Source organism: Neorhizobium petrolearium (genome assembly GCF_017873175.1).
Lineage (GTDB): Bacteria > Pseudomonadota > Alphaproteobacteria > Rhizobiales > Rhizobiaceae > Neorhizobium > Neorhizobium petrolearium.
The window spans coordinates 143,494-155,552 of sequence record NZ_JAGGJW010000008.1; the positions used below are offsets into that span (position 1 = coordinate 143,494).

General features: G+C 58.3%; 11 protein-coding genes. 1 reads left to right on the top strand and 10 read right to left on the bottom strand.

Annotation, left to right across the window (positions count from 1 at the left end):
* Nucleotides 1-97 precede the first annotated feature (97 nt).
* Nucleotides 98-1,315 carry an FAD-dependent oxidoreductase gene (locus J2046_RS16745; protein WP_210053672.1) on the top strand — a complete coding sequence of 406 codons (1,218 nt, stop codon included), beginning with the start codon at nt 98-100 and terminating at the stop codon, nt 1,313-1,315.
* A 5-nt stretch (nt 1,316-1,320) separates the two neighbouring features.
* Here the strand turns inward: J2046_RS16745 and J2046_RS16750 are convergent, their stop codons facing one another.
* The 10 genes from J2046_RS16750 to J2046_RS16795 form a co-directional block, all read right to left on the bottom strand.
* A complete protein-coding gene (locus J2046_RS16750; RefSeq protein ID WP_210053674.1) occupies nt 1,321-1,851 on the bottom strand; it encodes a hypothetical protein in 531 nt (176 codons plus the stop codon).
* A 149-nt stretch (nt 1,852-2,000) separates the two neighbouring features.
* Nucleotides 2,001-2,789, bottom strand: coding sequence for a cell wall hydrolase (locus J2046_RS16755; RefSeq protein WP_210053675.1), 789 nt, complete (start codon nt 2,787-2,789; stop codon nt 2,001-2,003).
* A 244-nt stretch (nt 2,790-3,033) separates the two neighbouring features.
* Nucleotides 3,034-3,882 (bottom strand): 5-dehydro-4-deoxy-D-glucuronate isomerase, encoded by an 849-nt coding sequence (gene kduI / locus J2046_RS16760; protein WP_210053678.1) that lies wholly within the window; start codon nt 3,880-3,882, stop codon nt 3,034-3,036.
* 82 nt (nt 3,883-3,964) lie between these two features.
* Nucleotides 3,965-5,818 carry a DUF2264 domain-containing protein gene (locus tag J2046_RS16765; protein ID WP_210053679.1) on the bottom strand — a complete coding sequence of 618 codons (1,854 nt, stop codon included), beginning with the start codon at nt 5,816-5,818 and terminating at the stop codon, nt 3,965-3,967.
* 74 nt (nt 5,819-5,892) lie between these two features.
* Nucleotides 5,893-7,173: an ABC transporter substrate-binding protein gene (locus J2046_RS16770; RefSeq protein ID WP_210053681.1), complete on the bottom strand. Its 1,281-nt coding sequence runs from the start codon at nt 7,171-7,173 to the stop codon at nt 5,893-5,895.
* A 30-nt stretch (nt 7,174-7,203) separates the two neighbouring features.
* Complete coding sequence (locus J2046_RS16775; protein ID WP_210053684.1) at nt 7,204-7,938, bottom strand: DUF624 domain-containing protein; 735 nt, start codon at nt 7,936-7,938, stop codon at nt 7,204-7,206.
* Between the two features lie 20 nt (nt 7,939-7,958).
* On the bottom strand, nt 7,959-9,068 hold the full coding sequence (locus J2046_RS16780) for an ABC transporter ATP-binding protein (RefSeq protein WP_210053686.1): 1,110 nt from the start codon (nt 9,066-9,068) through the stop codon (nt 7,959-7,961).
* Between the two features lie 10 nt (nt 9,069-9,078).
* Nucleotides 9,079-10,251 (bottom strand): glycoside hydrolase family 88 protein, encoded by a 1,173-nt coding sequence (locus tag J2046_RS16785; protein WP_210053688.1) that lies wholly within the window; start codon nt 10,249-10,251, stop codon nt 9,079-9,081.
* A 4-nt stretch (nt 10,252-10,255) separates the two neighbouring features.
* Nucleotides 10,256-11,092 (bottom strand): carbohydrate ABC transporter permease, encoded by an 837-nt coding sequence (locus J2046_RS16790; RefSeq protein WP_210053690.1) that lies wholly within the window; start codon nt 11,090-11,092, stop codon nt 10,256-10,258.
* A gap of 4 nt (nt 11,093-11,096) precedes the next feature.
* Complete coding sequence (locus tag J2046_RS16795; protein ID WP_210053692.1) at nt 11,097-12,047, bottom strand: carbohydrate ABC transporter permease; 951 nt, start codon at nt 12,045-12,047, stop codon at nt 11,097-11,099.
* Nucleotides 12,048-12,059 lie beyond the last annotated feature (12 nt).

The following is a 12,059-nucleotide window of genomic DNA, read 5'->3' on the forward strand; positions in this document are numbered from 1 at the left end:
TCTACAAGCGAAAGTCGCAGCTCACAAGGCTTGAATTTCATCACGCTGCGACCAAGTGCTGCTTGATCCGGGAAATGGCTTCAAGCGAAATAAGGTCATGAGCGCGACACAGGAAATAAAGACCACATGCGTGATCGCAGGAGCGGGGCCGGCTGGCCTGATGCTCGGTTATCTGCTGGCGCGGTCGGGCGTCGATGTCGTAGTGATAGAGAAGCATGGCGATTTCCTGCGGGATTTTCGCGGCGACACGATTCACCCGTCGACCATGGAAGTGATGCAGGAACTCGGCCTCATCGACGAGCTCCTGAAACTGCCGCATACGCGGGCGCCGAAATTGTCCGCTGAAATGGCGGGCCGAACGATTACCATCGCCGATTTTTCACGCCTGCCGGTGAAGAACCGCTTTATCGCCTTCATGCCGCAATGGGATTTCCTGAACTTTCTTGCAGCTCAAGCCCAGGGATATCCGAATTTCCGGCTGATCATGAATGCAAAGGTCACGGAGCTGTTGGAAGAGGGTAATCGGATTTCCGGCCTCGTGGCAGAAACGACCGAAGGCAATCTGCCCATCCATTCCAGGCTCGTTATAGGTGCAGACGGTCGGAACTCGGTTGTGCGGGAGAAGGCGGAGCTTATCGTCGAAAGTTTCGGCATTCCGAGCGAGGTGGTCTGGATGAAGCTTTCGAAACAGCCAGGCGATCCAGACGAAGTGATGGGGCATGCCGGTCCGCGTCAGGGCTTCGTGCTGATCGATCGCGGTGACTATTGGCAATGCGGCTATGTCATTCGTAAGGGAACGCTTGCCGAAATCCGCGAGAAAGGTATCGAAACCTTTCGCCAGATGGTGATCGATGTTTCGCCGCTGCCGGCGGATCGCATACAGGAAATCCGTACATTCGACGATACGAGCCTGCTCACCGTCCGTATCGACAGACTGAAACAGTGGTGGCGACCGGGACTCATCTGCATCGGCGATGCGGCACATGCCATGTCGCCGATCGGCGGTGTCGGCGTCAACCTGGCAATCCAGGATGCCGTGGCGGCAGCCAACATCCTGGCGGCTCCGTTAGGGGAAAACCGCCTTTCCGATGCCGATCTGGCGGCCGTCGAAAAGCGCCGCAGCTTTCCGACCAAAGCGACACAGAAGCTGCAGCTGATGATGCGCAGCCGCCGCCGCGCCGATCAGGCGGATGAGCAGAGACGAAAAGGCCCGCCCGCCTTTATCCGCGGCATTGCTCGATGGCCAGTGCTTGCCCATCTGTCAGGACGCCTCATCGGCCTTGGCTTTCGGATGGAGCATGTAAGGCCGCGTTGACGGGCCTATTTCTTGACGCCCATCACTTCGGCGCAGCGTGAGAGGCTGAAACCTTCGCCATCGGTATCTTTCGTCGCGCGCAGCATGCGGATGATCTTGTCGGCGCCCGTTGTAATCTGCAGTTCGCAGAAGAGCTCCTCGGTGCGGGCCGGCGAGATCATCTGTGGCGCTGCGGGTTGAGCCGAAATGCCGAAGGACGAGGTTTTGGTGGTCGTGACGGTGCTGCCATCCGCCTTCTTCTGCGTTTCCGTCGTCGTGCGCGTAACCCGGTTCGCATCCTGTTTGGCGGGTTGCGGTGTCTGATACTGGGCCGGAATATAACGCGTCGTCTCGCCGCCGACCCAAGTATAGATCGTTCCGCCGTCATTCAGCGGGAAAGACGAAACGGGCGGCCCGTAATAGGTGAAGAAGGAATCGACCGGCTGGCCGATCCACTTGGACTGGATCGCCTGGTTGGCTTCTTCCGTCGTCGTACAGCCGACCATGATCATGGCCAGCACACCGAGTGCGGCCACGCAAGAAAAACGCGAATTCATTGACTAGCCCCCGAAATATTCCGCCAGCTTCCCCTTAAAGTGGCGCATAACTTTCTATGGCCAGCAAATCGGCGAGGCAATCGGGACGTTACCTGCCCGGGAAGATGTCCACAGCCACGGAAGCAAGCCTTGACTTGGCCCGACGCAGATCACTTCCCGGCGGGGCGCAAGGACCACACTTCCGGCTGAGCCAGAGCCATCTGCCCTGCGGCGGACATGCTTGCAGGCTGGGGCCGTTGAATGGGAACCGGGGCATCAAGCGGAAGCACGAGATCATCCCCTTCTGCCTGCGTGGCTGTTGCTCGGACATCGTTCACGGCCACCATGCTTGGCGAAGCGGCAAGATGCGGCGCGAAGGCGAGGATATATTCATCCGCCGGCTTTGGGGCAGGGGTCTGCAGCTCACCTTCGTCGTCGCGTTTCTCGTAGAACGCATTGCCACCGGCCACGGTCACATAGTGCATGTTGCCGTAAGGGAATTTCAGCCCATCCTGATGGAAGAACATGGCTTCCTTCACTTCGGGATTTCGTTCGCCTCGAAGGATGGCGTCTGCAGCAGCATTCAGTTCAGGCGCCGTTTCTTCTTTCATCACGCGTGTCATCACGCCCGGCGCGAATTGCTTCTCTTGGGAAACGACGCCGCAAATCGTCTCCGGATAAGCACCGGAAGTCAGGCGGTTCATCACCACGCTGCCGACGGCCATGAAGCCGTCTTTGCTGGACCGCTTAGATTCAAAATACATCGCCCGCTTCAAGCATTCGCGGTCAGTTGCGGTATAAGTGTACACCTGCTTGGTGCTATCAATCGAAGCGGTATTCGTCTTCACGGAATCCTTGGTGATTGACGATGTCGTCTGAGACGACGTGCAGCCGGCCAGAAGGGCGAATCCAACCAGGCAGGCTGCCCTTCGAAAAGGGGCGTAAGTGATCGCCGTCATGATGTCCCCGCGATAAAATTTCAAAAATCACCTCGGCGCGAAAAGAGGTACCTCAAGCGCCGCTTCGGATCAAACAAAATCTATAAAGGCCGCAAAGGTTAAGAAAATCATTCTGATACTGGAGAAGTTGGCAAGCGGCAGCGCTCAGCCGAATCAAGTCGTGGAAGGACCAGTTCCCTGTCCCTATCCGTGCGTCTTATCCGACGAAGGCGAAGGTTCGCTCTTCAACAGCCCATGCTACCTGCTACCGAAGGCTCTTCATGTCGACCATATCCATGTCGGTGAAGGATTGATTGTCTCCTGCCATGCTCCAGATGAAGGCATAAGCAGAGGTGCCTGCGCCGCAATGAATGGACCATGGGGGGGAAAGGACAGCCTGCTCGCTTCTGACGATCAGATGCTCCGTGGCCTCGGGGCGCCCCATCAGGTGCACGACGAACGCGTTTTCCGGCAGGTCGAAATAGAGATAGGCTTCCATGCGGCGATCATGCAGATGGGCCGGGATCGTATTCCAGACGCTGCCGGTTTCGAGCCGCGTCAGTCCCATCAGGAGCTGGCAGGTCGGCAAGACCTTCGGATGGAGATACTGGTAAAGTTTGCGCTTGTTCGAGGTGGCGCCGTCCCCGAGATCGTTCTCGATCGCATCGCTCTTGGCAATAATCCGCGAGGGAAGTTTGGCATGGGCAAGGGCGCTATTGATGTAAAATTTTGCAGGTCTCGTCGGGTCGACGCTTTCGAAGACAATTTCCTGCTTTCCCTGGCCGAGATAAAGCCCGTCCATGGATTGGAGATCATAAGTCGTGCCATCGGCCATGACGCGGCCCGGGCCACCGATATTGATCAGACCGAGCTCACGGCGCTCCAGTAGATAGTCGGTCCCGACGAGCTTCGCCAGTTCGTCGCCGACGATCAGCCGGCCGTTCGTGGGCATGGCACCGGCAACCAGCATTCTATCATAATGGGTATAGACCGCCTGGAGGCTTCCGGGGACGAAAAGCGTCTCGATCAGGAAGTTTTCCCTGATCTCCGCGCCTGTCATGCGTTCGGACTGGCTGTAGTGGATTGCATGGCGCGTTTGAACGGTGGCGGTCATGTCTTTTCCTTTCGTGTCGGGAGCTGCAGTCCAGCATGCTTACGGCTCTTTGATGAAGGCCTTTCCGCAGCTTTACGGGAATCTACAGCTCGAGTGCGAATGCGGGTATCGGTGAACCTTTCATCCGAAAGAACTGCTCGAATTCATCGATTTCGGGGCAAGGTGGCGGGGCATGAAGCGCCGCCTCCGCATCATCGCCAACAGGCAGTGCCATAGCGGCGGTCGCCAATACCGTCGTACCTGCGGGAATGTCGCCGCGCAATTGCGGCAGCAGCGTCTTGGCATGGATCAGGTTCGTGTTGGCGATAGGGCTCATCGCAAGGCCGGCCCGCTGCGCACCCGGCGAAAGGTCAATGATGGCGCTGATATCGCTTCGGCCGTGCCATACCGCCCGGCCTTCCGAATGCTCAGCCCGATCGACATTGAAATCGGCACGCTCAATGGCAAAGCCACCCTCGGCGGTTTTCAGCGCGCGCGGCGTGGTGATCCGGTGAACGCGTATGTGCCATGGGTTTACGGGCAGAAGCCAAGTCTCGACGACCACGTCGCTCCAGGGACGCCAGCGCGAATAAAGCCGGTCGTCAGCGATCAATGCCTCGTCCAAAGTCTCCCGCATGCGAAAGTGTACGTCGTCGTCGGACAATCCAAGCATGCCGTCGAAGCTGGCGGCGGCAAACTGCCGGTCATCGGCTTCGATATTGAAGGCGTAGCGCGTCGAATAGACGAATTTCGAATATTTCTCGTTCGCCCCGCGCATCTTGTCGTGCTGCTGCCCGGACGACAGAATCACCACGTTGCCAGGCGTGTGCATGGCGACCATGCCCGGTTCCTTCAGCGGAATCGGCAGCGGAAACTCCGGTGCCGGCGCTTCTTCCGCAATCCAGAACGGATGATCGTCCGGCAATGCGAGGGGCAGGAAGAATTTGAGCGCCCAGTAAGGCGATCCAGCTGAATTGTAACTCTCGCTCATCAAGAGGTTCGGATAGCCATAGCCGATCGAGAGAACTCCATCGCGATCGGCGATCGGTTTGTCCGACCACCAGCGGATATGCCGCATGTAGTAGCCCTTGATCTCGCTCCAAGGCAGTGCCTCGACTCCGGAGAAGGCGAGTGCTCCCCAAAAGCCGCCGGCGGCAAATCGGTAGGTCTGACTGCGTCCGAAGGCGAGCGCTGCTCCATCCGGGCCAAACCAGTGGCGAATGTCGCTGGAAAAGGTTCGTGCGCGTTCCCGCAAACGGGTTTTGCGAGCCTCGTCGCCTTTCGCCAGAACCGAATAGATCAGGCCATAGAAGTGCATGGCAAAGGGAATGTAATGATCGACTCGGCGCACCGGTCCGTCGCGATACCAGCCGTTGCCGATGTCGAATGCCTCCAGTTCGTCGAGATAGGCCGTAGTTTTCGATCGGTCGAAGTGTACCCCGACCCGTTCAAGTCCAAGGTCGATCAAGACGCGAAAGAATTTCCAGTTGTTGTCGACGAACTCGTGCTCGCGGCCACTGATCAGATAGGCTGCAATCTTGTCCTTGTCTTTTGGGGCAAGCGGCTCCCAGATATGCTCCGGAACCATTGCGAGAGCAAAGCAGATGGCAGCCAGTTCCACCAGTCGCTGATTTCGATCGGCGACGTCGCCCCAATATTCCGGATGGGAGGGGTCCGTGCCATTGGCGAGGCCGCGTCGATACAGATCCCAGAACGGAAAAGTGCCGCCGCCGGCAACCAGGGGCACAATTCCCCAGAGCGGTCTTGCAAAACCCTCCAGATCAGCAGCTGCTCGGTCGAAGATGGCGCCGGTTGCGCTCAGGCGTACGCGTGCACCACCTTCGGAAAAGTAAGGCAGGAGCGGCTTGAAGAGATCGATGACGGCCTTCGAAAGGTCGTCACGGGTCTTCAAGGGATTGCCGAAAAGGGGATTGGCCTGAGCGAGATCGTAAATCACAAGCGATATCCAGGAATATGTCCAAAGAGAATTGACCGCGAGAGGAGCACTCCCGCGGTCAATCATGGCAGGAGTTATTTGATCGCTTTCACGCCTTCCGTCATTTCCTTCAGGCCGTCATCGACAGAGATATTGTCCGTCATGATCGCGTCATGCGTACGGTTCAGCACGACCTCGATTTTTGCTGCGTTGGGGTTCACCGCCATTTCCAGGAAGGACTTGCCGGCTTTCAGTGCCGCCTTGCTGTTCGCATCCTGCGGGAAGCCGGGAACGGAAGCGATCTTTTCGCCGACATCGTCTGTGCGCTGGGCCGGAATGGTACCGGTGGACGCGATGATTGCCGCCCCCTCCGGCCCGGTGACGAACTTTATGAAATCAAGCGTCACTTCCTTGTGATCGGAATTCTCGTTAACGGCGAGGCCGGAGATTTGCGCTGCGGTGGTCCCGGCCGGCACGCCTTCCGGATGCGGATACTTCACGATGCCCCAATTTTTGCTCTTGGATTCGCCCGACTTGACCTTGGCGATCTGCGTACCGATGAACCAGGTGCCCATCGGCAGCATGCCGATCGTTCCGTTGAAGAACAGAGCCGAATAGTGGGTGTTGGAGGTTTTCAACGACGCATAGGACGGGACCACACCTTCCTTCTGCAGGGCAAGCGCCCGCTCGTACCAGGGCTTGAGGAAGGCATAATCGCCATCGACCAGCGTATGCTTGCCGTCCAGGATACCGGGCAGTTGGACCGTCGAGCGCCAGGTGTGGAAGAGGGCGCCATAGGTCTTGTTCGTGCCCATGCCGCCGGTGAGTTTGGTGGCGATCTGGTCGAACTGCGCCCAGGTCATGTCATTCGTCGGATAGGAGACGCCGGCTTTGTCGAAGATATCCTTGTTATAATAGACGACCCAGAAGTCGGACCGGAAGGGGAGGGCATAGATCTTGCCATCTACCGTCAGTTCCTCAATGAGACCGCCGAAGGGCCCCGCATCGATCGTCTGCTCCTTCATGAAGCCGCTGAGGTCGCTGATCGAACCGGCGCGCACCAGGTTGGCATAACCGGGAACGTCCTTGACCGTGACGATGTCGATATCCTTCGATCCACCGGTCAACTGCGTTGAAATCATCTGCTGGTAGTCCTGCGAGCCGAGATCGACAGGCTCGAACTTGACGTTCGGATGTTTTTTCTCGTAAGCCTCGATCAAGGGCTTGTAGTAGGCGACCTTGTCCCAATCCCAGAGCGCCCATTTGAGTGTGACCGCGTCGGCCGACTGTGCGAGCGCGGAGCCCGCGGTCGTCGTGGCGAAAGCCAGTCCGGCCAAGGCAAGTTTCATTGTTCTCCCAAAATGATCCAAAGACATTCCGATTCTCCTTCCCTGAGTGTTTCTGGATTAGATGTTTTGTGTCGTGTTGCGGGCTTGCGGCTCGCGTTGCTCTTGTGTTGCGATTGGCAGGGCTAGAACGATCGTCGCGGCCCGATGAACGCCGAATGCGACGGCAAACATTCCGAGTGAAAAATTGAGCGTTGCCGGCATGAAAACGGAAACCGGATAGAAGGCGATGTGGGCGAGCCAGAGGGCCGATACAAAGGCAATCGCCGCAAACGCCGGAAGCGGGCGGATAATTGAGGCAATTGCCGCGAGGCGCAGTAGCCTCAACGCCGGAAGGTTGCGCATCACCATCAGGACGATGAGGTGACATGCCATGACCGCAATGAAGGCAGTCACGACGAAACTGATGGTCAGCGGTGCCACCAGAACCAAATTATCTCTGGCCGCGGAGGTATAGCTCGCCGTCGCGTAGACCCCCATGCCAAGGGTGGCGGTGAAAGCGAGTCCCCAGGCCGTGGCGCGCCAGAAGTAGCTGATGAAAGCCTCCATAAAATCCCGCAGCAGGTAAACATTGCGGTCCTCGACGAAGGCGACGCAAATGCGCGCAGTCGCGGCGATTGCCGCCGGCAGGGTTACGACGAACATCGCGGCGAGAATGAACAGGATGTTGAGCTTGACCATTTCCCACCATTCACGGGCGAAAATTTCTGCGAACAGGGCAAGCCTGGTCTTCTTTGGAGCATCCTTCGGAATGCCCCGTCCCTCCTTTGTCCACATGTCGCGCAGCCATTGCATGGCCTCTCTCCGCAGACGCCTCAATACAGGATCGAGCGCTCCGTCTCCTTGTCGAACAACTGCATATTGCTCATATCGGCGACGAGCGTGACTTCGTCCCCGATTCCTGCCTTGAACCTCGGTGAGATGCGCGCGATCAGACCGCGTCCGCCCGCCACCAGGTTCAGATGAACTTCCGAGCCCATCGGCTCAGCCAGTTCGACGATCGCCTTGAATGGAGCCAGGTTCTCCGCAGGGATGTCGGCCGGCGGCAGCTCATGAAAGTTTTCCGGGCGGATGCCGAGCACCAGTTCCCGATTTTCGTAAGGTGCAATGCGGCTCTTGTCGAAATGTGCCGGCAGCGGCAGTTCCCGGCCGTCGAAGACTGCAAGATATCCATCGCCGCGACGTTGGATCACCGATGGCAGCATGTTCATCTGGGGGGCGCCTATGAAGCCCGCCACGAACATGTTGATCGGCCGGTCATAAAGGTTCTGTGGCGTATCGACCTGTTGGATATGGCCGTCCTTCATGACCACGATCCGGTCCGCCATGGTCATGGCCTCGATCTGGTCGTGGGTCACATAGATGAAGGTCGCATCGAGCCGCTTGTGGAGCTTGGTGATTTCGGCGCGCATCGTGCCGCGCAGCTTCGCATCGAGGTTGGAAAGCGGCTCATCCAGCAGGAAGACGGCCGGATTGCGCACCATGGCGCGGCCGAGCGCGACGCGCTGGCGCTGGCCGCCGGAGAGAGCCTTCGGCTTTCGGTTCAGCAGATGCGTAATATCGAGGATCTTTGCCGCTTCCTGCACCTGACTGTCGACGAAGTCCCGCTTCGCCTTGCGGAGCTGCAGGCCGAAGGCCATGTTCTTGTAGACGGTCATATGCGGATAAAGCGCATAGTTCTGGAAGACCATGGCGATGTCGCGGTCCTTGGAGGGAACATCGTTCATCACGTCGCCGCCGATCTTGAGTTCCCCGCCGGAAATCTCCTCCAGCCCGGCAATCATGCGCAGCGTCGTCGACTTGCCGCAGCCCGAGGGGCCGACCAGGATGATGAACTCCTTGTCGGCGATTTCGAGATCGATGTCGTGCACGACGGTCAGCGCGCCATAGGTCTTGTTCAGTTTCTTCAGTGAAATGCTGGCCATCAGGTCCTTCTCACCAATAGGAAGACCAGTTGCGCGAAAGGCGCGTCAAAGCTTCCATGTAATAGTAATCTCCCCAGGAGACGCACTCGTCGACGCCTTCGCCTCGGCAGGTGTTATGGGGGGATTTCTTCGAATAGGTCCCATGCAGGACGAGGCCGTTCGATACGGCGGAATCCTTGACTGCGTAGCGGTCCACGAGGCTCTTCATCACGCGGCGCGCCAATTCGCGATATCGCGATGCGGTCTCAGGCTCGACCAGATCGGCCATTTCGAGCAGGCCGCAGGCGACGATCGAAGCGGAGGAGCTGTCACGGGGCTCGCCGTCCTCGTCCGAGAAAATGAGGTCCCAATAGGGCACCATATCGACCGGCAGGCGCTTGAGATAGAAGGCGAGCAAGCGATCGAAGGTCTGGCGATATTCCTCGATCCTTTCATATCGGTAGGAAAGCGCCATTCCGGCGATGGCCCAAGCCTGGCCACGTGCCCAGGCGCTTTCGTCGCTGTATCCCTGTTTCGTCACGCCACGGACAGGTGCTCCCGTCACCGGGTCCAGGTAGAAGGTATGATAAGTAGTGTCATCGGGCCTGATGGAATTTGCCAGCGTCGTTCGGGCGTGCATCAGCGCTATATCGCGGTACTTCGGATCGTTCGTTTCGCGGCTCGCCCAATAGAGGAGCGGCAGGTTGAGCAGGCAATCGATGATGTAGCGGTATTCTTCCGCGACGCCCTTGCGGCCCCAGGCCTGGATGAACCGGCCGATCGGCTGGAAGCGCTCGATCAACTGGTCTGCCGCGAGTAGCGCAGCCTTGCGGCCATCCTCATCACCGACCAGTTTCCATGCGGCGATGCAGGACGGCGAATAGAGGAACCCCATGTCGTGATGGTCCGTCTCGATGCGGTTTTCTATCCGGTGCAGGAAGCTCTGGATCTGGATTTGCGCGGCATATTGGAAGATCCTGTCGCCGGTATGCTCGAAAGCGAGCCAGATTTCTCCTGGCCAGAAGCCTGCGGTCCACTGGTTGTTTTCAACCGCCGGATAGACATTGCCGACGCTCGAATGATTCTGCGAGACATAGGTGAATTCCGGCAGGTTCCGCCTGACCTGCTCGACGGCCATATCGAGCGCGGTCTTAACCTCGGTATCGGTGATCGGCTGCGGGGCGACGGACGAGACGGCGTTCATGGACTTAACCCTTGAGACCCGACGAGGCGACACCCTCGACGAAGAAGCGCTGCAGAGACAGGAAGACGACGAGAACCGGAATGAGTGCCACGACCGAGGCGGCCATGATCAGCCCGTATTCGGCCGAATACTGGGAGATGAACATGCGCAGGCCGATCTGGATGGTCTTCAGCTCGGTCTTGGTGAGATAGATCATCGGCCCGAGGAAGTCGTTCCATGTGGTGACGAAGGTGAAGATGGTCAGCGTCGAAAGCGCTGGCTTCGAGAGCGGCAGCATGATCTTTGCCCAAATCTGGTACTCGTTCATGCCGTCGATGCGCGCCGCTTCGCAGAGCTCTGTCGGGATAGACATATAGAACTGCCGCATCAGGAAGACGCCGAAGGCGGTAAAGGCCTGCAGGCAGATCAGCGCCAGATGCGTGTTGTTAAGCCCGAACTCCCGCATTAACAGGAATTGCGGCACCATGTAGACCTGCCAGGGCATGGCGATCGTGGCGATATAGCCCAGGAAGAGCGTGTTCTTGTAGGGAAAGTTGAGCTTGGCGAAGGCATAGGCTGCGAAGCTCGATGTCAGGAGCTGGAGAAGCGTGACGATGATGGTCAGCTTGGACGTGTTGTAGATGAAGAGCGCCAACGGGATCTTCGTCCAGATGTCCACGTAGTTCCGCCATTGCGGCTCGGACGGAATCCATTCGATCGGGAAGACGAAGACGTCACGGCTGAGCTTCAGCGAAGCCGAGAGCATCCAGGCGAACGGCATCAGCATCACCGCGGTGATGACGATGGCGATCGTATAGACGGCTAAGGTTTTGGCCGTGATTTTACGTCCGGCGATCCTCATGACCTCAGTCCTCCCTCTGACGGTGGAACTGGATGACCGTGACGGCGAGCACGAGGAAGAAGAGGACCAGCGCGACCATGCTGGAATAACCGAGATCCCAGGAGATGAAGGCCTCGTTGTAGATGTGGTAGACGAGGACGAGTGTGGATGTGCCCGGACCGCCCTGGGTGATCATGTAGACCTGGTCGAATACCTTGAAGGATTGGATCGTCAGCATGACCGTCACGAAGAACGTGGTCGGCGCGAGCTGTGGCACGGTGACGTAGATGAATTTCTGCCAGGAATTGGCGCCGTCGAGGTCGGCCGCCTCGTAGAGCTCGGAATTGATGCCCTGCAGGCCGGCCAGATAGATGACCATGTAATAGCCCATGCTCTTCCAGATGCCGAAGAGAATGACCGTGACCATGGCCCAATGTCGATCGGCCGCCCAGCCCGGCATGTCCTTTGGATCGAGGCCGAGCGTGTAGAGGATCATGTTCACCGGTCCCATTTCGGGATTGAAGATCATGTTCCAGACGACGGCCACGGCGACCAGCGATGCGACATACGGGAAGAACATCGCGGTCCGGAAGAAATCGCGGCCGAAGATCTTCTGGTTCAAAAGGATTGCGAGGCCGAGCGCGCAGAGAAGCGTCGCCGGCACGGATACGACCGTATAGACGACGGTGTTCCAGAAAGCCGCGATGAAGGCCTTGTCCTCGAAAAGCCGCCAGAAATTATCCAGCCCTGCGAAGGTGATGGCGTTGGAGCCATCCCAGTGCATGAAGGCCAGCGCGAATGCAAAGGCGATCGGTCCGAGGGTGAAGACGGCAAAGCCGATGAAATTCGGTGCGATGAAGGAATAGGCGACCAGTGCATCCTGTATCTTGCGGCGTCGTTTCGACAAGGCCTTCACCTTGCGCCGGGGATCTGCCGGTGCATGGTCTATCGCTGTAGCCGTATTCGAAATGGACACCGATCCTCTCCT